The sequence below is a fragment of the Edaphobacter sp. genome (genome assembly GCF_028283685.1).
GTDB lineage: Bacteria > Acidobacteriota > Terriglobia > Terriglobales > Acidobacteriaceae > Edaphobacter.
In genome coordinates this window covers 276,133-302,063 of sequence record NZ_JAPWKF010000008.1, presented here as the reverse complement: position 1 = coordinate 302,063, position 25,931 = coordinate 276,133, and the positions used below count along the sequence as shown (strand labels likewise).

The following is a 25,931-nucleotide window of genomic DNA, read 5'->3' as shown; positions in this document are numbered from 1 at the left end:
GTACAGAGGTACAGCAGAGCTTATGGAAGGCTCTCAACCGCGGGCTTTGCGATCACGCCGAGGTCGACCATCCCGTTGACAAAATACTGCACTGCGAGGGCGACCAGCAGCAAGCCCATGATGCGGACGAGGATGCGGATGCCGGTCTCGCCGAGGACGCGGGCGACCTTGTCGGAGTTGCCGAGGACGAGATAGCAGATGGCGGCGGTGACGGCGATGGAGCCGAGGATGGCGGCCATCTGCCAGCTGGTGCGGGCCTGGCCGACGAGGACCATGACGGAGGCGATGGCTCCGGGACCGGCGAGCATGGGGATGCCGAGGGGGACGATGCCGGCGTCGTCGGCGTCCTTGGCAGTGGCGGCCTCGGTGTCGCCGCTGGTCTCCTGCGTGGGCGAGCGGCGGGCTTCGAGCATATCGAGGCCGATGAGCAGGAGGATGACGCCGCCGGCGATCTCGAAGGCAGGCAGGGTGATGCCGAACATCTTGAAGATGTACTGCCCGGCGAGGGCGAAGATGCTGAGGAAGATGAGCGCGGTGAGCGAGGCCTTGCGCGCGATGCGCCGGCGCCGCGCGGGGTCGGAGCCTGCGGTGATGGCCAGGAAGGTGGGCATCGCGGCGAAGGGATCGACGAGGAAGAAGATGGAGCTGAGAGCGAGCACGGAAAAACGTACGTAGACGGAGTGCTGCAGCTCGGAGAAGCTCACGCCATGCGGCTCGAAGTACACGCCACGATTTTCCCACAACTTGGAGAAAAGGAGGCCTTCTCACGGAGAGATAAGGAGTTGCGGCTAGTCGTTGCGGGGCGGGGCGGCGGCGGGAACGCCTCCGCGACCGGCGAGGCGCATGGCCAGCAGGGCGGTGGAGCGAACTGCCTCCCTTGCCGTGCGGATGGCCCGCAGGCGCCAGAGCATGAGCGGCCAGAGGCGCTGCACCCAGCGCTCGGGAACTTTGCGGCGCTCGCGCAGCTGCTGACAGAGGGCGATGATGTGGTTGAAGACGGCCTCGTCGGCGAACCACTGCCGGTAGGCCTGGGCGGCGAGGCGGCCGCGCTGCTCGCTCTCAGCGACGTGGCGCTCGAGGATCTGCGGCAGGCTGGCGATTTTGCGTTCGGGCACGACCAGGGCGAAGCTCTCCCAGTCGGGGCCTTCGGGGAGGATGTAGCGGTCGGAGAGGATGATGGGCGCGATGCCCATCTGCATGACCTCGAAGAGACGGTAGGAGCCGGAGCTGGCTCCCCGGGGGCAGAGGGCGAAGTGGCTGGCGGCGATGGTTTCGACGTAGCGGCGCTGGTTGGCCTCGCGATCGGGCTGGATCGTCCAGTGGTCGTAGTAGGACGTGTCCTCGATGAAGACGTCAGAGCGGCGGTAATTGATGCGGAAGAGGAGCTTTCGCAGCAGCGAGCTGGAGCGTCCGGCGAAGGAGAAGAGATACTGCTTTGGACAGTCGATGGCCTGGATGTGGGGATTCTGCCAGTCGATGAACTTCTGGCTGGCCATGCGGCCGAGGTCGAAGAAGCGGCCGCGCCGGGCGCTGGCGTAGACGCCGGGCAGAAGCGGGGCAAAGATGTCGTCGTCGCTGTAGACAAAGGTCTTTTCGGGATACAGGCGCGGCAGCGGGTGATCGACGACCTCGCCGCCATAAAAAGACCAGCGGCCGACGAAGAGGATCATGTCTGCCTGGTGAGGATCGTCGACCAGCTGGTGCAGCGACGGGGATGCCTGCCGGTGGAGCTGCAGCACGGCGTCGTAGGTACGCTGCAGCAGGCAAACGAGGTGAATCTTCATCAGGCTTCTGATCCTTGCTGCAATAGACGGGATTCTTTAGGTTCGAGTCTGACATTTTTTTTTGCTGCGGCCCGGCGGCCTGGAATGGAGGATCGCACTTCGGCGTGCTGTCTCACATCACCGATTTCCCGCATTTTCAGAGGCGATTGGCAAAATTCCTCCTGTTCCGTCCCATGCCGGTGCCTCTATAATCAAAGTTTCAGCTAAGGAGCGACCATGCCCGTCACACCCACAGCGAACATCTGGCATAACGGAAAATTAATTCCCTGGGATCAGGCTCAGATCCATGTCATGAGCCATGTCGTCCACTACGGGTCCTCGGTCTTCGAGGGCATCCGCTGTTATACACAGCCGAACGGCGCAGGCGTCTTTCGCCTGCAGGAGCACATGCAGCGCCTTGTAGACTCCGCGAAGATCTACCGCATGCCGCTGGATTACACGGTCGATCAGCTATCGCAGGCCGTCGTCGATGTGATCGAGGCCAACGGCGTCGCTCCCTGCTACATTCGCCCGATCGCGTTCCGCGGCTACGGCGAGGTCGGGGTGAACCCGATCAAGTCGCCGATTGAGGTTTATATCGCGAACTTCCCGTGGGGCAAGTATGTTCCGGGCAACGACGGCGCCGATGTCTGCGTCTCGAGCTGGTCGCGCCTGGCGCCGAACACGATGCCTTCGATGGCAAAGGCGGGCGCGAACTACATGAACTCGCAGCTGATCCGCATGGAAGCCGAGATCAACGGCTACTCCGAGGGTATCGCGCTGGACGTGAACGGCTACCTGAGCGAGGGCTCGGGCGAGAACCTGTTCATCGTGCGCGGCGGCGTGCTGTACACGACTCCGCTGGCGAACTCAGTGCTGAACGGCATTACGCGCAACTCGGTGATCACGATCGCCAAGTCGCTGGGCATCGAAGTGATCGAGCAGGCCATGCCCCGCGAGATGCTGTATATCGGCGACGAGGCCTTCTTCACCGGCACGGCTGCCGAGGTCACGCACCTGCGCTCGGTCGACCGCATCCTGGTCGGCGATGGCACGATGGGTCCGATCACTTCGGCGATCCACGAGGAGTTTTTTGGCATCGTCAACGGTCTGAAGGCCGACAAGTACAACTGGCTGACGCCGGTGAACGTGAAGGTCGCGGAGCCTGTCGGCGCCTAACGCCTGACAACGGTTTTACACAACAAGAGCAGCCTTCGGGCTGCTCTTGTTGCGTTTGCGCGAGCTGAAGGAGGTATCGATTAGCATGCGATGCGAGAAAAGACTATCCCCCGAAACAGGGACGCCGCCTACCCAAACGATATATTTACTTTTCTGTAATTGTCCCGTTATCTCTGCATCACTCATCACCGCAAGACTTATCTGAGCGCACCAGCGCCAGGCCCTCCTTCGGACTCAGCAGGTTATCTCCTGTAAGTACCTCAGAACTTCTCACGACCATGCACCGCTAACTTACTAAGGAGTCAGCCCAGATCATGCTCGTACGTTCCCTTCGTTTTGCATTGCTCCCACTTACACTCGCCGTCGCCTCTCTCACCGCGCACGCCGACACCTTCGACTGGACCCTTACCGGTCCTGCAGCCTCGCTCGGCGGCTTTGTCGAGACCGGCAGCGGCACGCTGACCGCAACCGAAGCCGGTGGCCAGTGGACGATCGATTCCATCAGCGGAACGCTCGGCGGCAGCGCCATCACCGGCCTCATCAGCTTTCAGGGCAACGACAACCTGTTCTTTCCGGAGTCCACCTTGCTCGATCCCTCTGGCGTGTCCTTTGCAACTGCCAGCGGCGTCGAGGCCAACATCTTCAGCTTTTATGCCCCAGGTTCCATCGACATCACGCCCGGCAACAACTATGGCGAGATTCTGGGCGGCACCGGTTCGGGCTTCGGCGTAGGCACCTTCAGCGTCGCCACGGCTGCTACTCCCGAGCCCTCGTCGCTGTTGCTGCTCGGCACCGGCCTGGTCGGAGCCTTCAACGTAGCCCGTCGCCGCTTCGTCCGCTTGTAACGACTGCCTCAATTGTGGAGTCGCCTCTTCTGTCGGGGCGACTCCCTTTTTTGCGGGCAGTGATCAGCATCGACAAAAGGCGCTTCGCTGGCTGGCCGTGACGCCCGGTGCTACACATGCTCCAATGCTCATCAGCCCAGGCTGGCATGTGGAAGCTCGTGATCTCCACGTAGGCACTGACGAGACAGCAGACCTTCGGCGTGAGGAACTTTGCCTGTGAGGGCATCGCTGTTCTCGAAGGCAATCGAGTCCTTCTTACTGGCATCGGCCTTATCGGCTTCCCGCGATCTGCGCCTGCATCGGATTGCCTGCACTCATCAGAACGACCAGCGGCAGTGGCAACCGACGTTGTCTCTTACAGCATTGAAGAGGGACAATGTTGTTTTATCTGCAGGGCGGAGACGTGAGCGATGTTTGTATTGCGAAGTGTGTTCCTGGCGGCGACCGTGGGTGTTGCCGCAGCGTGTGCCGGACAAACTCCCGTGGCCGGGGCGAAGGCGGCGCAATCGTGTTCCTGCGAAGAGATGCGCGGACGGCTGAATGACTGGGCACAGCTGAATCACTATCGCGCGGCGAACGAGCGGCTGGAGGCACCGAAGGATGGTGAACAGCGCGTGGTCTTCTTCGGCTCGTCGACGACAGAGAACTGGGGCAGCAAATTTGGGTCGGTCTTTTTTCCGGGAGAGCCTTACGTCAATCGCGGTGTCAGCGGACAGACGACGCCACAGATGCTGATCCGCTTTCAGCAGGATGTGGTGGCGCTGAAGCCAGCGGCGGTGGTCATCTTCGGTGGATCGAATGATGTTGCGGGCAACACCGGGCAGGCGACGTTGCCGATGATCGAGGACAATCTCCGCTCGATGGTGGCGATCGCGAAGGCGAACGGGATCAAGGTCATTCTCGCTTCGCAGCAGCCGACCATCGACTACCCGTGGAACCATGGAACGCACCCGGAGCAGGCGCTGCGGGCGTTGAGCCTGTGGGAGAAGAACTATGCCGCCGAAAACGGGCTGGTGTACGTCGACTACTACTCCGCCCTGGTGGGGCCGGACGGTGGCTTCAAGCCGGGGCTGAGTGTGGATGGTGTGCATCCGACGGCACAGGGATACGCCGTGATGGCTCCGCTGGCGGAGGAGGCAATACGGGAGGCGCTGGCGGGGGGCAAGAAGTAATCGCGCGACCACTCTCTGGAGGAATGCGAGACGAGGCCATTGCTCCGCGCCGGTTGGCTGCATCTGAGAGATTACGAATTCGAGATTAAGTACCCGGCTGATTCCACTTTCGGTGTAGCGCGCCTGCCGGCTGACCGGCTGTGGGTACGGTAACCTTGTAGCCGAACGACTTGCCGTCTTTTCCGGAGAGCAAATGTCCACTGTACTGATTACTGGAATCGCAGGATTCATCGGGTCGAGCCTTGCACGCGCGCTCGTGGCTGAGGGCGCGACTGTGCGCGGGATCGATAACCTCTCAAGCGGGTCGCTGGTGAACCTGGAGGAGATCCGCAAGAAGATCGATTTCCGTTATGCCGACGTCCTGGACAAGGACGAGGTGAGCGCGGCGATGAAGGGCGTGGACTACGTCTTTCATGAGGCGGCGATCCCTTCAGTGCCGAAGTCGGTGAACGACCCGGTGGGTACGAATGGGCCGAACCTGACGGGAACGCTGACGGTGCTGGAAGCGGCCCGGCAGGCGGGTGTGAAGCGGCTGCTGTATGCGGCCTCTTCGGCGGCGTATGGCGACAACCCCGCGCTGCCGAAGACCGAGGCGATGCTGCCGGAGCCGATCTCGCCGTACGCGGTGCAGAAGGTGGCGGGCGAGCATTATCTTTCGAGCTACTACAAGGTCTATGGGCTGGAGACGGTGTCGCTGCGCTACTTCAACATCTTCGGGCCGCGGCAGGATCCTTCGTCGCAGTACTCGGGCGTGCTGGCGCGGTTCATCTCGCTGATGCTGGCGGGCAAGACGCCGACGATCTATGGCGACGGGCTGACCAGCCGCGACTTCACCTACATCGACAACGTGGTGAGCGCGAACCTGCTGGCGGCCAAGGCTCCGGCGGCGAATGTGGCGGGGAAGATCTTCAATGTGGCGACGGGGCGACGCGTAACGCTGCTCGATGCCTTCGCGGAGATCAAGCGCATCCTCGGCTTTCCGGGCGAGGTGATCCACGAGGAGGAGCGCAACGGCGATATCAAGCACTCCGGCGCGGATATCTCAGCGGCGCAGGCTGCGTTTGGGTACGAGGTGATCGCCGACCTGGGGTATGGGCTGGAGAAGACGATCGAGTGGGCGCGGGAGACGGCGCCGGTGGCTTAAGCGAAGTTGTCGGCTCGTGAAGTTGTCAGTTTTTTGTTGCGGGTTTGCCGCCTGGACTTCCTGCGACTGGAGTGCTGCATGAGGCGAGATGCGGGGTTCCCTCGGTTCGCTGCGCTCTCTCGGAATGACAAATGTTAGCTGGGAACTGGCAATGATGACAACCTGCCGCTTACATGCGGTGCAGGTTCTTGGGCGGGTTGCGCATGCCGAGGATGCAGAAGTCTTTGAGGCCGCTCTTGTTGACGTAGACCAGGCGGTTGTTGCCGTTGGGGTCGGTGGGGATCAGGAAGAAGCCGTCCTCAAGGACGTACTCGCTTCCGTTACTGATGATGCCCTCGACCATCTCGTCGTCGTGGAAGTGGATGCGGACCCACAGGCCGGGGACGACGGGGACGTTCTGATGGAAGTGCAGCGCCTTGTGCCTGGTGTCGCCGTCGAAGGTCTTGACGAAGAAGACGGCCTTGGCGTCGCGCGTGGAGATCTCCTCGACCTCGCCGGTGTCGATCATGGTGAGGCGCATGACGTCGAGCGGAGCGTGGGGGTCGTTCAGGAGCAGCTGCTCCATGGTCCCCAGGTCTTCCAGCTTGACGGTTCCGCGCACGATGCGATCTTCAAATCGGACGACGACGCGGTAGATGCCCTCGGATGAGGCAGCCGCGACCGCAGCCACCTTGGCGGCTATGCGCGATCTTGCGGAGACAGATCGTACTGTTTGATCTTGTAGAGCAGAGCCTTGTAGCTGATCTGCAGATCGTTTGCCGCCGCCTTGCGGTTCCATCCAGTCCCCTCCAACACCTGTGCGATCGCAGCCGCTTCGGCGCCACCCTTTAGATTTTTTACCAGCGCCTTGAGCCCGGTACCATTTGCTGCTTCAGCAGGAACATTCGCAGATACCTGTGACGCAGTTTGTGGAGCGAGCTCCTCGATGATCGACCGCTCCTCGGCTAGGACGAGATAGCGATTGACGACATTTTCGAGTTCACGCAGGTTCCCCGGCCAGTTATGAGCCATGAGTGTATCGAGCAGTCTTTGGGAGAATGGCAGGGATTCACGACCGTAACGGCGCGCACCCTTCCGCATAAAGTAGTCGGCCAGCACCGGAATCTCCTCTTTGCGGTCACGCAGCGCGGGGATATTCAGTGTAAAGCCGTTGAGACGGTAGTAGAGGTCCTCGCGAAAGGTCTTATTCGCCATGGCCTCTTTCATATTGATATTAGTCGCCGCGATGACGCGCACATCCACTTTCATGGGCGAGCGGCTACCGAGGCGGGAGAAGGTGCCGTCCTGCAGCACCTGGAGAAGCTTGGCCTGCAGGATGGCGGGCATCTCGCCGATTTCGTCGAGAAAGATGGTGCCGCCGGTGCAGATCTCGAACTTGCCGGGCTTGGTCTTCACCGCTCCGGTGAAGGCGCCCTGCTCGTAGCCGAAGAGCTCGCTTTCGAGCAGGTCGGCGGGGACGGCGGCGCAGTTGACCTTGAGGAAGGTGTTCTGGCTGCGGGCCGACATCTTGTGGGTATAGAGGGCAAGGATCTCCTTGCCGGTGCCGCTCTCGCCGAGGATAAGCAGCGGAATGTCGGCGCGGGCGACCAGGGCGGCCTGCGATTCGAGGTCGCGCATGCGCTTGCTGGAACGGACGAAGGAGTGGGACTCGTTGAGCGGGATCTCGCGCGGGGAATCGGGCACGGCGGCCTGCTTGTCGGGCGAGACGAGGTGCTCCTCGATGGCCTCTTCGATGTCACTGCCCACAAAGGGCTTCATGACGATGGCGCGCACGCCGAGGCGGATCGTCATCTCGAGGTCGCGCATCTCGGCCGAGCAGGAGATGACGATGACGGGAAGCTGGGGCTTGGCACAGCGGATGTGCGTCAGCAGCGGCATGGAATCCTTGCCGGGCTGCAGAGCCAGCAGAAGCAGGTCGGGAGTCTTCTCCTGATCGAGACGATCGAGCAGGGATTGCTCCTCGGAATAGAGATTGAGGGAGTAGCGGTCTCCAAGTGTAAGCCGGAGGTATTCCAAGATAGCGAGATCTGGTTCGTAGATCAGAACCTGAGCCCGCATTTTCGTATTCGACTTCACAACAGACCCTGAATAAGACAGCGAAGCGGACATAAATACCCCTATTTGGTGCCAGTCCGACCGTACTGGAACTGGTTCAGGCCCGACTGCATACCGGAATCCGAACTTTGCGACCTTATGGAAGAGAGCGAGCCCTGAAGTGGGGAGTGCTTCACGACCCTCTACTCTGCCGATTCTAGTTCGGAACCATGCAACTCGTGCACAAATAATGTTAATAATTTTGCCGACAAAAGAGATAAATATTTGCCACTCTTCTGCACGGCAGCTTTTTCGTCATTGGATGATCCCGGTTTGCCTTTCCGTTGTGCGAGGCGAAAAAGAGTTGTTTTATGCGGATTTTTTCTGATTCCAAAACGATGAAATTTCCTTGAAATGCTTGGGAATTTCCCTATGGCCCGAGTAACCAGTTCAGGGGGTTAACGATCTGGGCACTAACTTCTTCCACAATCCCGCCTGATATGGGAGGAGATTGGTTCTCGACGTGCATGCACAACATTGCATCATTTTGCATCTTTCTGCCTGTGACAAGGAAAAACGACCTTGGGTTATAACGCTGAGTCCGCTGCCTCACATCATCTGCCACCGATGGAGATCCTCTTCGGTAAGACAGCAGCCATGCAGGCTGTACGAAACAAGATTGAACGAGTTGCGGAGACGGACGTACCGGTACTGATCCAGGGAGAGAGCGGAACGGGCAAGGAACTTTGCGTCCAGATGCTGCATGCGCTTTCTCTTCGCTCACGGGGAACTTTGGTTAAGGTAAGCTGCCCGGCAATTCCCCACTCCCTGCTGGAGACGGAGTTGTTCGGCTATGAAAAGGGCGCCTTTACGGGGGCGCTGAACACCAAGCTGGGCCGGGTGGAGCAGGCGCACAATGGCACTCTCTTTCTCGACGAGGTAGGCAGCCTGGACCTGAATGTGCAGTCGAAGCTGCTGCAGGTGCTGCAGGACGGAACCTTTGTGCGGGTGGGCGGGCACGAATCGCGGTCGATCGCGACGCGCCTGGTGACAGCCGCCAACGGCGATCTGAGGACGCAGGTGGAGGCGGGGACCTTCCGTCTGGACTTCCTGTTCCGCATCAACGCGGTGACGATCAATCTGCCGCCGCTGCGGCAGCGCATCGCCGACCTGCCGGTGCTGATCGATTACTTTATCGACCACTACTCGAAGATGTTTCACCATACGCCGGAGCTGCTGTCGAAGAGCGCGATCCGGCTGATGCAGAACTATCACTGGCCGGGGAATATCCGGCAGCTGGAGAACCTGATCCGGAGCTATGTGCTGATCGGCAGCGAGGAGGCCCTGGTGGCCGAGCTGATGCCGGAGCAGCGAGGCAACGGGGTGACGGCGGAGATCGACCTGAGCGAGCCGATCTCGCTGAAGGACATTACGCGGCAGGCGACGCATGACCTGGAGCGCCAGATCATTCTGAAGGTGCTGCAGGCCAACAGCTGGAACCGGCAGAAGACGGCCAAGTGGCTGCAGATCAGCTATCGCTCGCTGCTGTACAAGCTGAGCGAGGCAGGCATGCCGGAGGTTCCGCCGCGGCCGCTGCGCGCGAGCGGTGCGAAGAAGCCCTCCGACGGCACGGTACGGGCAGAGCTTTCGGCGCCGATCACGCGGACACGGCTCTATTAGGCAACACGGACATTAAGCAACACGGACTGGCGAGCCGGTGGATCTTCGGATCCGCCGGCTTTGTTTTTGGGCTGCTGCTTTGGAGCTGAGGGTTGCGGGGCTAAGGTTGCGGCTGACGATTGAGGACGCCCATCAGGATGGTTTCGACGTCGGTGGCCACGTCGGCCCAGCCGCGGCTGTGCTTCTTTGAGATGGCCTGGGCGTCCCAGCTCTGGCTGAGCACCTCGTCGAGGGCGCGTTCGAGCGCGACGGCGTCGCGGGCGGGGATGAGGCGTCCGTCTGCGTTACTCATCAGCTCGGGGATACCACCGACGTCGGTGGCGACGACGGGGCGGCCGGAGGCGAGGGCCTCGATGACGACGTTGGGGCAGCCTTCGCGGTAGCTGGGCAGGGTGACGAGGTCGGAGGCGGCCATCCACTGCGCGACACCGTCGCTGGCGCAGGCGGGGACGAGCCTGATGTGCTGTCCGGCGTTGAGCGCGGCGATGGATTCGGCGAGCGCGGAGTGGGCGGGGCCATCACCGACGATGTAGCAGCGGGCGGCAGGGAGGTTTTGGGCGGAGCGCTTTTTGGCCAGCGCAGCGACGGCTGTGACCAGCTCGCCGAGGCCCTTGGCCATGTCGAGGCGGCCGATGTAGACGATGGCCTGCTCGTCGGCGGCGATGCTGAGCGCGGTACGCGCCTGGTTGCGATCGCGGGGGTGAAAGATGGCGGTGTCGCAGCCGTTGAGCACGGCGCGGCTTCTGGCCTCGGGTGCGCCGAGTCCGCGGGCGGTCCTGAGCAGGTCGCCGGAGACCGTGATGGTGAAGTCGGCCTGGTGGAGGACGTGCCGGGTGAGTCCGCCGCAGAGGGGCGGGATGACGTTGAGATCGGAGCCGATGGCGGTGACGACGAAGGGGACCTTCAGCCGGTGGGCGACACGGCGGGCGGCGTCGCCGTCGGGGTAGACGATGTAGTTGAGGATGACGTCGGGCTGCCAGTCGCGCACCATGCCAAAGATGCTGCGCGCAGCCGACCAGCCGTTGAGCGGCCGGGAGATGGCGGGCAGAGCGGGATAGGGGATGTAGGCGACGTCGACGCCTGCGGGGCGAAAGCTGTAGTCGATCTGGCGGCCTGCGCGGCTCCTGGGCTTGAGCAGCGGAGGGTACTCGCTCTCGGGGTAGAAGACTTTGACGTCGCAGCTCTGCGCGAGGAACTTGAGCGTCTGGTAGGCGGAGTGGCCGGCCCAGGGCTCGGGCGAGGTGGGAAAGTAGCGGGTGATGACGGCGACTCTCATTGTGCGTCGCTCCCTGCGGGCGTGCCGCTTCCCTTGCCTGCGAGGGTCTTCAGCAGAGCAGCGTAGCGGGCGGCGATGGGGCGGCGGTGATAGGCGGCGATGCGGTCGTAGTCGGGCTGAAGCGCAGGGGTGGCGGAGCCGGTGACGGCCTCGGTGAGCATCTGCGCGATGGCCTGGGGCGAGTCGACGTCGGCCCAGCGCCCGGCACGGGTCTCTTCGAGCAGGCGGCGGACGTCGCCGTCCTTGTGCACGGCGGCGAGGATGGGGCGGCCTCCGCCGAGGTAGTCGTAGAACTTGGCGGCGACGTTGATGCGGTCGTGGGTGATGAGGAGGAGGTAGTCGGTCTCGCGGATGGCGGCGAGGGCCTCGGCCTGGGGGACGAAGCCGCGCAGCTCAACAACATCTCCCAGGGAGAGGAGCTGCTCGCGGTAGGCCGGGGTCTCGATATGGCCGATGAAGCGGATGCGCAGGCGTGAGCGAACGTCCGGCGGCAGGAGTTTGATCGCCTCGACGAAGCTGCCGGGGGCGGTGGAGCCGTAGACGGTGCCGGTGTAGGTGAGCGTGATCTTTTCTTTATGGATGACGGCCGGAGCTGCTTCCGGCTGGGGCGGCGGGGTGTCGTAGCCGTTGGGGATGGTGACGAACTTGTCTTTGGGCAGGCCGGGGTAGCGGGATTGCAGCTCGCGGCGCGCGGCCTCGGTGACAAGAACGACGGCGGAGGCATCGCGAACGGCCTCGGCCTCGGCCTTGTGGGCGACGATGCGGGCGCGGCTGTTGTTGTTGAAGCTGACGAGGTCGAGCGTGGTGGTAAGCCACTCGTCGCGGAAGTCGACGACGATGGGCAGCGAGGGAAAGACCTTGCGCAGGCGGGTGGCGAGACGGACGCTGGAGAACGGCGGCACCGTGATGATGACCGCGTCGATGCTGCGGCTGCGGATGATTTTGATGGCCGCCGGAAGAGCGAAGGGCAGCCAGCCGACCTGCGGATCGGGCAGCAGCAGGTTGGCGATGAACTGCTTCAACGGATTGCCTGCGCCTTTGGGCGGCTTGGGTGCCTGCGTTGGCGCGGCAGCGGGAGCAGAGGAGCGAGCCTTGCCGCCCGTGAGGATCTTCTTGACCGACTTGCGGAGCCAGAAGGGGAGGTCGAGGGTCCAGGTGCGGTGGACGGTTACTTCGGCAGGAACCTGCTGCAGAAGGGTGCGGTCCTTGCCGACGGCGGGGGCGTTGCGGGCGGTGAGCACATCGACGCGGACGTCGTTTCCCGGAAGATATTTGGCCAGCGAGAGGGCGCGCAGCACACCGACGCCTCCAGCGGGCGGGAAGGAGAAGGTGATGAGCAGGAGGTTCAAGCGCGGATGGCTCCGGCGGGCGCGGTCTCGAGCCGGGGGCCGGGGGTGAGCGGGCCGGTTTGGGCCTCGACGGCGCGGAACATGTCATAGGCGCTGGCCCAGTGCAGCTCGATGCCGCGCTCGTCGGCGAGCTGATGGAACCACTGAAAGATTCCGGCGAGGCCGCTGGGTTTGGTGGCAGTACCGAGCAGGGTGTCGGCGTTATCCTCGCGCGCGCCGTGGGTGTAGACCTTGACGAAGGCGTCTTCACCGACCTGCGGGGCGTGGTCGAGCCAGAGGCGGACGCGCTCGAGGGTGGGGATGTCGTTGTGGGCGATCTCTCCCATCTCGACGCGGGGGACGAGGCGGCCAGCGAAGCGTAGCGCGACGGGGCCGGTGATCATAAGCAGGTCGCCCTGGCAGCCGCCGCCGGGAGTAGCCTCGATGCCGTGGTCGAAGGACTTGGGTGTGGGGGTCTGCCCGCTGGAGTAGCGCTGCGAGGCCCAGTAGACCTGGTTGACGGTGTGGCCCTGGGTGGGCGAGGGCAGCGACGGCATGGTGAAGTCGGCGTAGCAGCCGAGGTCGCGGAGGAGGGCGATCTCGCCGGTGAGGCCACAGTCGAGGCCGTCGGGGCGGGAGTTGTCGAGCGCCCAGTTGCCGTGGATGAAGCCGAAGACCATCTGGCCGTTGTGGTCGTGGAGCAGGCCGTGATCGTTACGCAGGGTGCGGCAGAAGTCGGTGATCTTCTGGATGAAGCCGTCGCGGGTCTCGTTGCGGTGGTGGATGTGGACCTCGACGTCGCCGATGCCGGAGCGCGTCATCTCGGCGAGAGGGGCGAGCAGCTCGTAGCGGTACTCCTCCTGGGGATAGAAGAAGCTGTAGCAGGGCTGCTTTCCGGCGGCGTCGCGGGGGGCGGCGGCGGCGATGCGCGGCCAGGCCTCGGTCCAGCGATCGACGCGGGCGTTAGCGACATCCATGGAGACTTTGCCGCCGAGGGGTTCGTAGTGATCGGTGATGGCGACCCAGAGGCGCTTCGGCTTCGGCCGGCCGGTCATGCGCCGGGCACGGTCTCGCAGGTAACCAGGGAGCCAGAGCTCAGCGTGACGAGGAAGTTTCATGACAGTTCAAAGGTGCCGGTCCGGTGACACGACCAGTGTTGCCAGAATGCGACCGGAGGGCTATGACACCGATTGGCCATCGGTCCGGCTGCCCTCGATGAACTAAGATGGCAACTGGCGGCAGCACAGAAGTCATTGTATGGGACTGTTCCTCACATTGTTGTACATTTTGACGGCGTACCTTGGACCGGAGACGATCTGGGGGCCGCTGTACGAGTTTCACATCGAGATCATCCTCGCCGCGCTGGCGACACTGGCCTCGCTGCACGGGCTTAACCGCTCGAAGATCTTCACGATTCCGCAGACCTATGCGCTGGGCGGCATGGTGGTCTCGGTGTTTATGTCGATGCTGTTCACCGGCTGGCTGGGATCGGTGCCTGTGGCGGTGTTGAGCTTCATTCCCAACGTCTTCACGTTCTTCCTGGTGATCCTGAACTGCCGGAAGCGGATTCACCTGCAGATGCTGGTGGGGACGATGCTGTTTATCTGCCTGTTTACGATCGCGCGGGGCTACATGGCGCTGCGGGCAGAGAACTATCTGAGTCCGTACCTGATCTCCCAGGGCGATGACGAGGGCAGCCGCTTCTACCGCCTGCGCGGCCTGGCCTTCATCAACGACCCGAACGACTTCGCGCAGGTAATGGTGAGCCTGATTCCCTGCCTGTTCCTGCTGTGGCGCAAGTCGAGCTTCCTGCGCAACATGGCGCTGGTGCTGGTGCCGTCGTGCATCCTGGTCTTCGGCATGTACCTGACGCACTCGCGCGGCGGCATGCTGGCGCTGCTGGCCGTGATCCTGTTTGCCTCGCGGAAGAAGATCGGCACGATTCCGGCGGCGATGATCGCGGCGGCGTTATTTGCGGGCGCGAGCGTGGTGGGATGGTCGGGCGGACGCGATGTCTCGGTGGAGGCGGGTTCGGGCCGCATGGAGGCGTGGGCGACGGGTATCGACCTTCTGAAGGCGCATCCGCTGTTCGGCGTGGGCTTTCAGAGATTCGGCGAATACTTCTACATCACGGCGCACAATACGGTGGTGGTGTGCGCGGCGGAGCTGGGCATGTTCGGCCTGTTCTGGTGGGTGATGTTTGTGCTGCCGACGATCCGCGATGCGTATGTGGCGTCAACGGGCAGTGAAAAGAAGGAACAGGAAGAAGACGGCCTGCTGGCCTACGAGATGGCCTACGGCCAGCGTGGGCCGAAGCAGATGACGGAACCGGTCGCGGGGCGCGTTGTCGAGCAGGTGGTCGACCTGCGCTGGCAGCCTGCGGGGTATCCCGCCGATGCGATGACCGATAGCAAGTCCTCCTCGGCTGTGGCGTTAGAAGCTGCGGATGCAGCGCCGATGTACATGAGCGGATTCGGCGAGGACGAGGAGCAGCTGCCAAACGAAGAGATTCACCGCATCGCGGCGCTGATGCCGATCTGCATGGTGGGCTACTTCGTCGCAGGGTGGTTTCTTTCGCGCGCGTACATTATGACGCTGTTCATCTACGGCGGCATGGTGCAGGTGATCTATCGCTGGGCGCTGGATCGCGACCTGGCGCCGCCGCGCTGGAAGCCGTTCAAGATTGCGCAGTACTCGGCGATCGGTGCGGTGGGACTGATCTTCGTGGTGTACCTGATGCTGCGCGTGGAACACATGATGGGCCAGTACTGAGCTGAGCGAGCTACTGAGCTACTGAGCTACTGAGCTACTGAGCTACTGAGCTACTGAGCTACTGAGCTACTGAGCTACTGAGCGTGAGACTGGCAGCATTTATTTTGAGGGTGCGGCGGTCTCGCCTCTCCTGATGCCGCATCTGCCTACATGGGCCTGAAGGTGCGGAAGATCATGCCAAGGCCATGCATCGAGTTGCAGACGAGGATCAGGCCCAGGGCAAAGTAGGCCAGTGTGACGGCGTTGGCGATGTGATAGATGACGCGGTTTTCGCGGTACTTCTGAAAGCCCTGCTTGCCGAGGCGCTTCTTCAAAAACAAGGTGTAGTAGTGGACGATGACGACGCCGACGGCGTGCCAAAGGCCGTAGAGGACGAAGTTCCATCCGGCACCATGCCAGATGCCCATCAGCAGAAACACGATGGCGATGGCGAGCGCGATGCAGTGCGGCGCGGAGGCCGGGCCGAAGCGGCGGATGAGCGCCTTCGAGAGCGGCACGAAGACCATGTCGCGCATGTAGCTGGTGAGCGTCATGTGCCAGTGCGCCCAGAACTCCTGCAGGTTGCGCTTGGAGAAGGGGCGATCGAAGTTCTCGTGCACATGGATGCCGAGCAGGCCTGAGACTCCGATGGCGATGTCGCAGAAGCCGGAGAAGTTGAGGTAGAGGTACGCGGTGTATCCGGCGACGGCGATAGGAAAGTCGATCCAGTGATGCGGCAGGCCGTCGGCTAACAGGCCGTCGTAGGAGAGCTGGTTGGCGAGGTTGCCGAGGAAGATGTACTTGGTGAGGCCGATGAGGATGCGTCCCCAGCTGCGGCCGATGGGAGTGACGGTGCGGTCGGGCTTATGCAGCGAGTTGTGGAAGGCGCTGTAGGGATTGATGGGGCCGATGGAGAGCGTGGGCACGAAGAAGGCGAAGGAGAGGTACTCCGCGAAGTCGGGCATGGGCGCGACGCCGTTGCGGATCTCGTAGACCATGTGCGTCAGCCGGAAGGCCATGTAGGAGAGGCCGAGAAAGAAGTCGGCGAAGACCTTGTTGGAGAAGGGCGCGGGGACGAAGCCCTGTGTCCAGTGGCCGGGCATGTACTTGACCACCGCGAGGATGATGAGCGGGAAGAAGAGCGGCAGCCAGGAGCCGAGCTTCTTATCGAGCAGAAGATACTGCACCCCGACCAGCACCACGTAGAGCGCGAACATCAGCGTGGAGAAGAGGAAGTAGAGCTTCACGTCGTGCAGGCGGACGCCGTAGGTTCCACGCGAGATGCAGACCGCGAGCGCGAAGACGAGGTTGACCAGCGCGAAGGCGGCCATGCGCAGCTTGCCAACGGGCAGGCGCAGGGCCAGCCATGCGGCGAGGGGGAAGAAGAGGAACGGCACTGCCAGCGTCATCAGCAGCAGCGAGTTCGAGAGGAAGTGAGTCAGGCCGGGCGGCATCGCAGCTATGCGTCTCCTTTGGGAGATGAGGCGTGCCGATCGGGCCGGGTGATACTGGCCGGATACTGTGCTGCTGCGGGCAAAATGCGGGGGTTCCTCGACTCCGCGCTGCGCGCTGCGCCCGGAATGACACCTTCGGTCGAGGCTGCTGTTTCACCGTACTGGATGGACGTGAGCATGCTTAGAACGCCTGGTAGACGAGGTTGACCGAGAGTGAGTCGGGAGTGATGCAGAGCGTCAGCGCGATGGCCGCGACGCAGAGGACGACGAGCGCGCTGATGAGCGCGGGGTTGAGCTTAGCGGGCGGGCTGGGCATGCGCCTCCTGCGAGAAGAGCTGAAGAATGGTGGGCGTGACGGCACGGGTAAAGAACTCGCGTCCGTTGTCGTTGAAGTGCTGATCGTAGTAGTAGTTGTCGACCTCGGCCGAAGGCGTGCTGTGAAAGAGCGTGGCGGAGGGCAGGCCGATGACGGGAGCGTCGGGCACGCCCATCACCTCGGGCCAGTACATGCGCTCGGGCACCGTGATGCTTCCCTTCTCGGTGTCCTCAGGGATGTGCAGCATGGCGAAGGGCACGTGGTACTGCTTCACGAGATCGCCGATCTTTCTCGCCCAGTACTGGTGGTAGGGGCCGAGCGGCTTGCCGTGGAAGTCGAAGTTGGCGTCCCCGGCTCCCTGCGCGATCATGCTGGCGGGCGCGAAGGCGGGCGGTGTGCGCGGCTCGGGGACGAAGGGGCCGCCGAAGTAGCCGACCGCGCCGTAGTCGGACTGCGAGCCGAGTTTGGCGACCATCGCCGGATCGGTGACGAGGCGGTTGGGGCGGATGTAGTTGACGATCTGCCGCGGCGCGCCGAGGACCTCGGCACCGTAGATGGCGAGGCGTTCGCGCATGGCCAGGCCCGCAGTCGATTGCGGAAACTCGCCCCAGCGCATCCAGCGATAGGCCTGGATGTGCGGCGAGTCGCCGATGAGCGCATCGGTAGGCATGTTCATGATGACCATGCCGGCGGCGTGGTGCTCGAGGAAGTCGCGCATCAGCATGTACTGCATGTCGAGGCCCTGCCACTTGAGCGCGAGGTAGCGCACACGGGCGGGCCGGCCAAGCTGCGCCGAGAGCTGCTGCTGGATGTAGTCGCGATCGACGCCGCGCACCAGCAGCGAGCTGCCGACGAAGAGAATGTCGACGGGCCCCTTCTCCTCGAAGATGGTGAACTCGTCCTGCGGGCCGGTGCCGGTCTCGACACGGATGCCGGAGTAGACGCTGCCGCGCGGCGGCAGGCCGACGACGTGCATCAGCACGGGCAGCGAGAGCAGCGTGGCGATGACCACGATCAGCGCTACGGCGTGTTTGTTGGACCAGACGGCAGGAAACATCGTTGCTTGTCCTTCGGGGCTTCGAGCTTCGGGCTAGGCCTTTGCGGTCTCGGCCATGCGGCGCTGGATGAGGTCGGCGAACTCGCCGAGGTTCTTGGTGGCTTCCACTTCACCGACGCGGAAGCGCACGCCGAAGGCCTTTTCCACGCCGAGGACGAGGGAGATCTGCAGCAGCGAATCCCACTCTTCGACGTCGTTGGCGCTGAGCTCGGGGGTGACCTTTACGTCGTCGAGGAAGACATCGTCAAAGACAGGCTGCATTTTGGCAAGGATTTCAGTCTGCGTCATTACTTCTCCGGTCTGGTTAGTTTTCGTAGGCTCTGCGGTCGATCTGGATATGGGTGGGACGGGGCGTGAAGGTGTTCACGTCGAGCCGCCACGTAGTGCGTTCCGGGTTCTCTTCGACCTGCGAGAAGCCCATGCGGGGAAAGAGGTCGCGCACCATGCTGTTCTTTTCGGTGGGCAGGTAGTGGCCGATGATCTCGTCTGCGCCGCGCAGGGCGGCGAGCCGCACCATCTCGTTGACGACCTCGTCTTCCATCTGGCGCTTGAGGACGCGGCAGCTCATCAGCCAGGTGTCGACGGTAGCGGTTGCACCTTCGACGGCGACGATGACGACGGAGATGAGGCCGTTGTCGCCGAAGCGGTCGGCGAGGCGCACGCTGTAGGCGTAGTGCGCGGGATCGGCGATGAGGGCTTCGACCTCGGCCTCGCTGCGGCGGCGGGTGGTGACGTTGAACTGGTTGCTCTTGTTGATGAGCTGCGAGATGCGCGGAACGTCGACGGGCGTGAACTCGCTGAGGACTGCGTGCATGTCGAGCGAGGCGAGGTAGGACGCCATGTCGGTGCCGGAGCTGCCCATGGCCTGCGCGCGCGCGGCCTGCTGCTGGTACTGCTCGCCGCGCTGGAGGTCGTCGGAGGTGATGGAGCGCGGCTCGAAGTGGCGGCAGTTGAGCAGCTGTGCGGCGTACTGCGCGGGGTCGGGGCCGAGGAGGATGGTCTCGATCTGCGGGACGAACTGGTTGACGATCTCGATCTCGGCGGGGTTGTCGTCGACGAAGACGATGCTGTCGAGGCCGAGGTTCAGTTCGTCGGCGATGCGTTTGAGGTTCTCGGACTTGGGCTCCCAGTTGGCCTGGAAGCTGGCGATGTCGGTGAGCCTGAGCACCATCTCGGGGTGCTTCTCGAAGGGTTCGGCGGCGTTCTTGTAGTCGTTCTTACTGCAGACGGCGAGCACGACGCCGCGCTTCGCCAGCTGCGCGATGGCGAGCTGGAACTGCTTGAAGGCCTCGCCGCGGGCGTGGGTGCCGCCGATCTCGATGCCGGTCATGCCGTCGTCGCCGATGACGCCGCCCCAGAGGGTGTTGTCGAGGTCGAGCGCGAGCACTTTTTTAGATGCCTTGTGCAACGAGCGGACGATGGTGGCGACCTCGCGTGCGATGTCGACGGCGAAGTCGGGCGCGTAGAGCTGCTTGGTCTCGAACCAGGCGCGGGCGTCGTAACAGTTGGTGACGCCGCGCTGCGTGGCGAGGAACTCGGCGTCGCAGATGTGGACGTAGGAGGGGACGCGGAGGCCAAGCTCGAGGTTGACCATCTTGCGGAAGCTCCAGTCGGTGCCGAGCGAACGCACGCGATAGGGGCCGGGGTCGAAGTCGGGCGCGGGAAGGTAGTTGGCGACGATGATCTCGGCGCCGGTGCGGTCGTGCGCGGTGGCGGCGAGCGCGAGGAGATCGTCGGCGGTGCCGATGGCGGCGGCGTGCTGCTGCTCGCGGGCGTCGGTGAGCGCGCCCTGGTAGACGCAGCGCTGGCTGGAGGGGATAAGGAAGAGGACGTCGGGGCGAAAGGCGTAGAGCTCGCTCTCGGGGTCGAGGATCTCGGAGATGTAGTTGTCGAAGTCGCCCTTGAAGATCTCGGCCTGCCACCAGCCGGTGGTGGAGGCCGCGCCGATCATCTGCTCGACCAGCTCGTTGAGCGGGTAGAGGCTGGAGCCGCCCACGATGGCGAGGCGGATGGTGCGGTCGATCTCGACGGGGATGCCGGCGCGGAGCGCCTTCTTGCGCATGGTGGCGAGCGAGAGCACCTCGGAGAAGTCGCGGGCGGAATGCGTTGCTTCGCGCAGCGCAGGCCAGAAGGCGGCATCGCGCGCTGCGAGCAGGGAGCGCACGCCTGCGATGCCGGACTTCGCCACGGTTCTCTCGGGTACAGCAATCTCGATATCACCCGGCATGGCCGTCAGCCTCTCCTTTGTTGATGCTCATGAGCAAGTAACAGAGTACCTTCTGCGGCGCCGGTTGGGTTTGCGGCCGGGCGGCTTTGATGTACATTCGAGTCGAGCCGCCTGCCCACGCGTGAGAGCCTGCCTGGAAGAGCCGCACCGAAGCACCACGCATGAAGATCGTTCACATTGTCTACAGTCTGGAGATGGGCGGCGCGGAGATTCTGGTCGCGCAGCTGTGCCGTTTGCAGCGGTCGCACGGGCATGATGTCTCGGTGATCGCGTACAGCAACCTGGGCACGCTGGGCGAGTCGCTGGTAAGCGAGGGATTCACCGTTAAGGTGCTGGGCGAGGCTCCGCTGGCGAAGACCTTCCTGCGATTTATCGGCGAGTTGCGCAGGCTGCGGCCCGAGGTGGTGCATTGCCACAATACCGCGCCCACGCTGCAGGCCGCGATTCCGGCCCGTTTGGCGGGCGCGAAGTGCGTGCTGAGCACGCGGCACAGTCTGGTGGCTCCTCCCTATGACATGAAGGAGGAGAAGGCGTTCAACTTTGCGGCGCGCTTCTGCGACTGGGTGGTGGGCATCTGCGATGCGACGTGCGAGAACCTGCGCGGCGTTCCGGGAGCGCGGAAGGACCGCATCGTGCGCGTGTACAACGGCGTCGACCCGGTGGAGCCCGCAGAGGCCGTGGCGAAGGATGGATTCACGCTGCTGTTCGTCGGCAGACTGGCGCCGGTGAAGAATCTCTCCACGCTGGTGCGGGCCACGGCGATCGCGCTGAAGCAGCGGCCAGACCTGAAGCTGTGGCTGGTGGGACATGGGCACGAGCGCGACGCGCTGGAGGCGCTGGTCAACGAGCTGGGCATCGCGGAGAGCGTGACGTTCTGGGGCGAGCGGCTGGATGTCGCGGGCTTCTTTGCGGCCGCCGATGTTTATTGCATGTCGTCGGTCTCGGAGGGGCTGCCGATGTCGCTGCTGCAGGCGATGTCGATGCGGCTGCCCGCCATCGTGACCAATGTGGGTGGTATGGCGGAAGTAGTGCGCAATGCGGAGTGCGGTCTGACGCCGCCGGTGGGCGATGCCGAGGCGATGGCCGAGGCCATCGTGCAGATGGCCGGAGACGATGCCATGCGCAGCCGCTTCGCGACCAACGCGCAGGCCGCCTACGACGAACACTTCACGCTCGACCGCATGGATCAGGCCTACATGGATCTTTATCTGCGTCCTCGTCGCTGACATTTCTCTTCTCATCTGGTCGAAGGCTGGTTTGGGTTCAGTAGCTATGCACGGCCTCGGCCCGGTTCCAGCGAGCCTGCCTGTCCGGTTGGCGACCATGTCTTCCAAAGGGGCCCGGGGGTAAACAGAAAACGATAAAGACCCGCAACGGCGGCGGCGTTGAGCACCAGCAGCGCACCGGCGGCGGAGGCGATCTTGTGCACGAGCGGCAGGCGTACGCGAAGCGCTGTGAGCGATGCCAGCCAGAAGATCCACTCTGCGGCGGCGATCACGCGCCATGCGGGTGAGGCGATGCCGAGCCAGGTCGCGCTAAGCAGCAGCGTGATGAAAAAGTACGGCACGACGAGGCGCATCAGCTTGTGCGAGACCAGCTGGAAGAGGACGCGGTTACGCGGGCCGAGAGTCCAGGGGGCGAGCGAGACGAGCTGGAAGTTGCCGGCCAGCGTGCGCACCTTGCGGGCGAACTCCCCGGCGACCTTGCCGGGCCAGATGTCGTGGACGATGGCGGTGCGATCGAGCACGCTGCGGTAGCCCTTGCGGACGATAGAGAGCGGCTGGAACATGTCGTCGAGGATGATGCCTGCGGGAAAGGGCTCGACCAGCGTGCGGCGCGCGGCGTAAAAGCCGCCGTAGACGCCGACGGGCGAATCGAAGGCGGCCTCGCAGTTGCGAATCCACTGCTCGTAGCGCCAGTAGACGCCGCTGACGGCGGAGGCCGCGGCGTCGTGGCCTTCGCTGCTGAGCAGCAGCTCCCCGGCGACGCAGCCGACGGTGGCGTCGCCGAAGTTGGCGAGCAGATGTTCGACGGAGCCGGGAGCGGCCTTGGGACGGATATCCATGAAGAGCAGCACATCGCCCGAGGAGGCGCCGATGCCGTGGTTGAGCGCGGCGGCTTTGCCGACCTGCTCCTGGAGCACGATGGGGCGCAGGCGCGGGGTCTCGAGCTCGGCCAGCAGCTCTGCGGTGCCGTCGGTGGAGCCGTCGGAGATGACGATGATCTCGGCGACAAGCCCAGGCGCAATGGAGGCGAGGTGGTCGATCTGCGCGCCGATGCGGTCGACGGCGTTATGTACGGCCATAACGATGGAGACCGTGCCGTTGAAGGAGGCCATGCGCCACGGCCTTGCGGCGTAGCGGGCGAGGAGAGCCATGATGATGGGGTAGCCCACGTAGGTGTAGGCGATGACGGCGAGCGATAGCCAGAACAGCAGCCTCACTGCGCACCCCGGCGGCGCACGATGGTCTTGATGGTCTCGAACATGATCAGCAGGTCGAGGCCGAGGGTCATGTGCTTGATGTAGTAGAGGTCGTATTCGAGCTTTTCGCGGGCCTGCTCGATGGTGGCGCCGTAGCCGTAGCGAACCTGGGCCCAGCCGGTGAGGCCGGGGCGGATCATGTGGCGCAGCTCGAAGTAGGGGATCTTTTCGGCCAGCTCGGGGACGAACTCGGGGCGCTCGGGGCGTGGTCCGACGAAGCCCATGTCGCCCTTGAGGACATTCCACAGCTGCGGCACCTCGTCGAGGCGGACCTTGCGCATGAAGTTACCGACCCTTGTTGCGCGGGGATCGTTGAGCTGCGCCCACTTTGCGCCCGAGGCCTCGGCGTCGGTGCGCATGGTGCGGAACTTGAAGACGGTGAAGGGGCGTCCGCCCATGCCGACGCGGGTCTGGCGGAAGAAGATGGGGCCGGGCGAGGAGAGCCGCACCATCAGCACGACAAACGGAAAGAGCGGAAGGAAGAGCAGCAGACCGGCAGCCGCAGTCAGCGTGGAGACGACGCGGCGCGCCAGCTGCTGCGAGGGGCGCATGCGGAAGCCTTCGCTGTAGATGAAGCTGGAGGGACGCAGGCCGTCGAGGTAGAGCTTGCCGGTGAGGCGCTCGAGCAGGGCGCCGGACTCTTCGATGAGCACGCCGTCGAAGCGCAGCTTCAGCAGCTCGCGCAGCGGAAGCTCGCCGCGGCGGTCTTCCATGGCAACGATGACGCGGTTGACGTCGGGGGTGCGGCCACGGAAGGAGTCGAGTGTATGGCCAAACCACTCCTTGCGCTCGGATTTGTCGGCCGGGGCGATGTCGAAGCCGACGACCTCCATGCCGGCGTCCCTGCGCTCGCGCAGCATCTCCACGATCATGCGGGCGCGGTCGCCGCTGCCGAGGACGTAGACGCGTTCGCGGAAGATCCTCTGTCCGATGATCCACTCGTAGGCGCTGCGCCAGATGAGCAGCCCCAGGGTAAGGAACATGAGGCCCAGCACGAGAACGTAGCGAGCCATATCGAACTCGGGGTAGAGATAGACGACCGCGGAGAGGAGGAACGACAGGAAGCCGAGGACCAGCAGCAGGCGGAAGTAGATCTCCCAGCGGGCGGAGATGCGCTGCGGCTCGTAGAGGTCGAAGTAGTAGGAGAAGAGCAGCGTGAGGACGGTGAGGGCGCCGATCTTGAGCGCGCCGTACTCATAATTAAGACAGATAGAGGCATTCAACGGGCCCTGCAGCGCCACCATCGCCAGCAGGAAGGACCCGCTGACGATCACCGCCTCGCACAAAAGCAGAACGATGGTGCGGGTGGGGTAATAGACATTGAATAACCGAATCATCGTTTTCGTTCCGGGCTGCGCCTCTTACTCCTTGCCCGCGTTGTAGCCGTAGTAGCTGCCGACCTGCGGTGCTTCATGGACCGCATTCAGCACAAAACCGAGCACATTGGAGGCTCTGAGCTCGGAGGCGGCGCGCTGCGCCACCGGATACTTGGTTACACTGCCACGGGCGACGAGCATCACGCCGTCGCAGGAGCGGGCAAGATTCACCGCATCGGAGACGGGGAGCACGGGCGAGGAGTCGACGATGATCCAATCGAAGATCGGGGACATCGCCTTGAGCAGCTCGCCGAAGCGGGGGCTGCCGGAGAGATCGGCGGCACGGTCACCGCCATTGCCGCCGGGGATGAAGGCAAGATTGCTGAGGCCGGCCTTATTGGCCGCGGCTGCTCCCTGCTGCGTGCTGTCGAGCTCGGCGCGCTGCACGATCTCCTCGATGGTTGCGGAGCCGGAGAGGTAGTCGGCGAGGCCGGGGCTGGGCGAGGTGCCGATCATCTCGTGCACGGTGTAGCGGCGCATGTCGCCGTCGATCAGCAGCACCTTGCTGTTGCGATGGCGGGCGAGCGAGATAGCGAGATTCGCGGAGACGAAGCTCTTGCCTTCCTGCGGCAGGCCGCTGGAGATGAGGATGGACTTGATGGGGCGCACGTCGCGCAGCTCGTAGAGACGAGAGCGCAGGCTGCGGAACTGTTCGACCGACGGGCCGCGATCGAGCAGCGACGGCAGCTTGTCGATGGAGGGGTTCCATTCGTGGCGAGTGAAGGCGTCGAAGGCCGTGTTGCCGATGGGCAGCGGCGCAGCGGTGTGATCGGTGAGCGCGGAGGCGAACTCCGCCTGCGCGTAACCGGTGGGTGGCTCGTAGTCGGCGACGGCGGCGGATGCCTCTGGATCGATGGCCTCGAATGGACGGGGGTCCTGTTTGCGCTCGGCCTCTGCCTTTTGGAGTGCTTCGTATATACGGCTCATCGATCCTGCCTTCCCTTCAGATCTCCCTCAAATGCGGCCAGGAAACCCGACATCTCATTACTCTGGTCAGCTCCCCTGCTGCCCATGGCGGCGGAGGAGATCAAAAACGGCTGTGTCTCCAGCTCCAGCTCGACGGCGACACCTTCGACCATCTGCGGGGTGACCTGCTGCGCCTGTTCGACAAAGGCGACGATCAGCGAGTGCTCGCAGAGGAGGTTGATGATGCGCGGAATGCCGCGGCTGTAGCGGTGCACCAGCTCCAGCGCCTCTGGCATGAAGATGGGCTCTTTGGCTCCGGCCAGGCGCAGGCGCTCGGCGACGTAGGCGGAGGTCTGCTTTTCAGTCAGCGGCAGGGTGCGGCACCACAGAGCGACGCGCTGGCGCAGCTGGCGGACGCTGGGGTGGCGCAGCTTCTCTTCAAGCTCGGGCTGGCCGGAGAGCACGATCTGCAGCAGCTTCTCCGACGAGGTCTCGAGATTGGTGAGCAGGCGGATCTCCTCAAGCAGCTCCCAGCTGAGGTTCTGCGCCTCGTCGACGACGACGACGCAGGTCTCCTGCATGCGGTAGCGCTCGATGAGCCAGCGGTTGAACTGCAACAGCATGCCGGACTTGGTGCGCGTGGCCGGGGTGATGCCGAAGTCGGTCAGCACGAACTCGAGGAAGTCGAGCACCTCGAGCCGCGGATTGAAGACGAACGAGGTGGCGATGCGGCGTCCGTTGAAGGAGGCCAGCGCGCGCTTGAGCAGGGTGGTCTTTCCGGTGCCCACCTCGCCGGTGAGCACGGTGAATCCCTTGCGCGCGGAGATGCCGTACTCCAGGCAGGCCAGGGCCTCGCGGGTGTGCGGCATCATGTAGAGAAACCGCGGGTCGGGGCTGGTGCCGAAGGGGCTGGTGTGCAGCTTGAAGAAGGCGTTATACAT

At 63.6% G+C, this 25,931-nt stretch carries 23 protein-coding genes; 7 read left to right on the top strand and 16 right to left on the bottom strand.

All coding sequences use genetic code 11. From position 1 onward, the window contains the following. Window positions 1-20: 20 nt before the first annotated feature. Window positions 21-725, bottom strand: a complete 705-nt coding sequence (locus PW789_RS16290; RefSeq protein ID WP_299378530.1) for a MarC family protein — start codon at window positions 723-725, stop codon at window positions 21-23. 63 nt (window positions 726-788) lie between these two features. Then, window positions 789-1,784: an exostosin family protein gene (locus PW789_RS16285; RefSeq protein ID WP_299378527.1), complete on the bottom strand. Its 996-nt coding sequence runs from the start codon at window positions 1,782-1,784 to the stop codon at window positions 789-791. A 216-nt stretch (window positions 1,785-2,000) separates the two neighbouring features. On the opposite strand from PW789_RS16285, the gene PW789_RS16280 reads away from it, so the two are divergent. From PW789_RS16280 to PW789_RS16265, 4 genes are all read left to right on the top strand, one after another. Further along, window positions 2,001-2,942 carry a branched-chain amino acid transaminase gene (locus PW789_RS16280; protein ID WP_299378525.1) on the top strand — a complete coding sequence of 314 codons (942 nt, stop codon included), beginning with the start codon at window positions 2,001-2,003 and terminating at the stop codon, window positions 2,940-2,942. 314 nt (window positions 2,943-3,256) lie between these two features. Then, a complete protein-coding gene (locus tag PW789_RS16275; protein ID WP_299378523.1) occupies window positions 3,257-3,787 on the top strand; it encodes a PEP-CTERM sorting domain-containing protein in 531 nt (176 codons plus the stop codon). 410 nt (window positions 3,788-4,197) lie between these two features. Then, window positions 4,198-4,959 carry an SGNH/GDSL hydrolase family protein gene (locus PW789_RS16270; protein WP_299378521.1) on the top strand — a complete coding sequence of 254 codons (762 nt, stop codon included), beginning with the start codon at window positions 4,198-4,200 and terminating at the stop codon, window positions 4,957-4,959. A 193-nt stretch (window positions 4,960-5,152) separates the two neighbouring features. Continuing rightward, window positions 5,153-6,103, top strand: a complete 951-nt coding sequence (locus PW789_RS16265; RefSeq protein ID WP_299378519.1) for an NAD-dependent epimerase/dehydratase family protein — start codon at window positions 5,153-5,155, stop codon at window positions 6,101-6,103. Between the two features lie 169 nt (window positions 6,104-6,272). Here PW789_RS16265 and PW789_RS16260 read toward each other — a convergent pair whose 3' ends face one another. Both PW789_RS16260 and PW789_RS16255 read right to left on the bottom strand, forming a co-directional pair. Continuing rightward, window positions 6,273-6,773: a hypothetical protein gene (locus PW789_RS16260; RefSeq protein ID WP_299378517.1), complete on the bottom strand. Its 501-nt coding sequence runs from the start codon at window positions 6,771-6,773 to the stop codon at window positions 6,273-6,275. Window positions 6,774-6,781: 8 nt separating this feature from the next. Further along, on the bottom strand, window positions 6,782-8,161 hold the full coding sequence (locus PW789_RS16255) for a sigma-54 dependent transcriptional regulator (RefSeq protein WP_299378515.1): 1,380 nt from the start codon (window positions 8,159-8,161) through the stop codon (window positions 6,782-6,784). Between the two features lie 558 nt (window positions 8,162-8,719). On the opposite strand from PW789_RS16255, the gene PW789_RS16250 reads away from it, so the two are divergent. Next, window positions 8,720-9,817, top strand: a complete 1,098-nt coding sequence (locus tag PW789_RS16250) for a sigma-54-dependent Fis family transcriptional regulator (protein ID WP_299378513.1) — start codon at window positions 8,720-8,722, stop codon at window positions 9,815-9,817. Window positions 9,818-9,917: 100 nt separating this feature from the next. Here PW789_RS16250 and PW789_RS16245 read toward each other — a convergent pair whose 3' ends face one another. The 3 genes from PW789_RS16245 to PW789_RS16235 are packed head-to-tail and all read right to left on the bottom strand — an operon-like array spanning window position 9,918 to window position 13,476. Further along, window positions 9,918-11,093 (bottom strand): glycosyltransferase, encoded by a 1,176-nt coding sequence (locus PW789_RS16245; protein WP_299378511.1) that lies wholly within the window; start codon window positions 11,091-11,093, stop codon window positions 9,918-9,920. Next, entirely contained in the window at window positions 11,090-12,442 is a 1,353-nt protein-coding gene (locus PW789_RS16240; RefSeq protein WP_299378509.1) for a glycosyltransferase, read from the bottom strand. Before PW789_RS16240 ends, PW789_RS16245 begins: the two co-directional genes overlap by 4 nt. After that, the gene (locus tag PW789_RS16235; RefSeq protein ID WP_299378507.1) at window positions 12,439-13,476 is read right to left on the bottom strand and encodes a hypothetical protein; all 1,038 of its coding nucleotides are present in this window, start codon (window positions 13,474-13,476) and stop codon (window positions 12,439-12,441) included. The genes PW789_RS16240 and PW789_RS16235 overlap by 4 nt, the downstream gene beginning before the upstream one ends. Before the next feature lie 202 nt (window positions 13,477-13,678). Between PW789_RS16235 and PW789_RS16230 the strand changes: the two genes are divergently transcribed. Next, window positions 13,679-15,193, top strand: a complete 1,515-nt coding sequence (locus PW789_RS16230; RefSeq protein ID WP_299378505.1) for an O-antigen ligase — start codon at window positions 13,679-13,681, stop codon at window positions 15,191-15,193. Window positions 15,194-15,339: 146 nt separating this feature from the next. Here PW789_RS16230 and PW789_RS16225 read toward each other — a convergent pair whose 3' ends face one another. The 5 genes from PW789_RS16225 to PW789_RS16205 form a co-directional block, all read right to left on the bottom strand. Beyond that, window positions 15,340-16,626 carry an MBOAT family O-acyltransferase gene (locus PW789_RS16225; RefSeq protein ID WP_299378503.1) on the bottom strand — a complete coding sequence of 429 codons (1,287 nt, stop codon included), beginning with the start codon at window positions 16,624-16,626 and terminating at the stop codon, window positions 15,340-15,342. 181 nt (window positions 16,627-16,807) lie between these two features. Then, entirely contained in the window at window positions 16,808-16,942 is a 135-nt protein-coding gene (locus PW789_RS16220) for a hypothetical protein (protein ID WP_299378501.1), read from the bottom strand. Then, the gene (locus tag PW789_RS16215) at window positions 16,923-17,999 is read right to left on the bottom strand and encodes a hypothetical protein (RefSeq protein WP_299378499.1); all 1,077 of its coding nucleotides are present in this window, start codon (window positions 17,997-17,999) and stop codon (window positions 16,923-16,925) included. The genes PW789_RS16220 and PW789_RS16215 overlap by 20 nt, the downstream gene beginning before the upstream one ends. 33 nt (window positions 18,000-18,032) lie before the next feature. After that, window positions 18,033-18,287 carry an acyl carrier protein gene (locus PW789_RS16210; RefSeq protein ID WP_299378497.1) on the bottom strand — a complete coding sequence of 85 codons (255 nt, stop codon included), beginning with the start codon at window positions 18,285-18,287 and terminating at the stop codon, window positions 18,033-18,035. A 16-nt stretch (window positions 18,288-18,303) separates the two neighbouring features. Next, on the bottom strand, window positions 18,304-20,226 hold the full coding sequence (locus PW789_RS16205; RefSeq protein ID WP_299378495.1) for an HAD family hydrolase: 1,923 nt from the start codon (window positions 20,224-20,226) through the stop codon (window positions 18,304-18,306). A gap of 161 nt (window positions 20,227-20,387) precedes the next feature. Between PW789_RS16205 and PW789_RS16200 the strand changes: the two genes are divergently transcribed. Continuing rightward, window positions 20,388-21,452 (top strand): glycosyltransferase, encoded by a 1,065-nt coding sequence (locus tag PW789_RS16200; RefSeq protein WP_299378493.1) that lies wholly within the window; start codon window positions 20,388-20,390, stop codon window positions 21,450-21,452. A gap of 44 nt (window positions 21,453-21,496) precedes the next feature. Here the strand turns inward: PW789_RS16200 and PW789_RS16195 are convergent, their stop codons facing one another. Genes PW789_RS16195 through PW789_RS16180 form a run of 4 tightly spaced genes read right to left on the bottom strand, consistent with a single transcriptional unit; the run spans window position 21,497 to window position 25,931 of the window. After that, entirely contained in the window at window positions 21,497-22,669 is a 1,173-nt protein-coding gene (locus PW789_RS16195) for a glycosyltransferase (protein ID WP_299378491.1), read from the bottom strand. Next, window positions 22,666-24,045 (bottom strand): TIGR03013 family XrtA/PEP-CTERM system glycosyltransferase, encoded by a 1,380-nt coding sequence (locus PW789_RS16190; protein ID WP_299378489.1) that lies wholly within the window; start codon window positions 24,043-24,045, stop codon window positions 22,666-22,668. The genes PW789_RS16195 and PW789_RS16190 overlap by 4 nt, the downstream gene beginning before the upstream one ends. 24 nt (window positions 24,046-24,069) lie before the next feature. Then, window positions 24,070-25,011 carry a CpsD/CapB family tyrosine-protein kinase gene (locus PW789_RS16185; RefSeq protein ID WP_299378487.1) on the bottom strand — a complete coding sequence of 314 codons (942 nt, stop codon included), beginning with the start codon at window positions 25,009-25,011 and terminating at the stop codon, window positions 24,070-24,072. Next, a complete protein-coding gene (locus tag PW789_RS16180; protein WP_299378485.1) occupies window positions 25,008-25,931 on the bottom strand; it encodes an AAA family ATPase in 924 nt (307 codons plus the stop codon). Before PW789_RS16180 ends, PW789_RS16185 begins: the two co-directional genes overlap by 4 nt.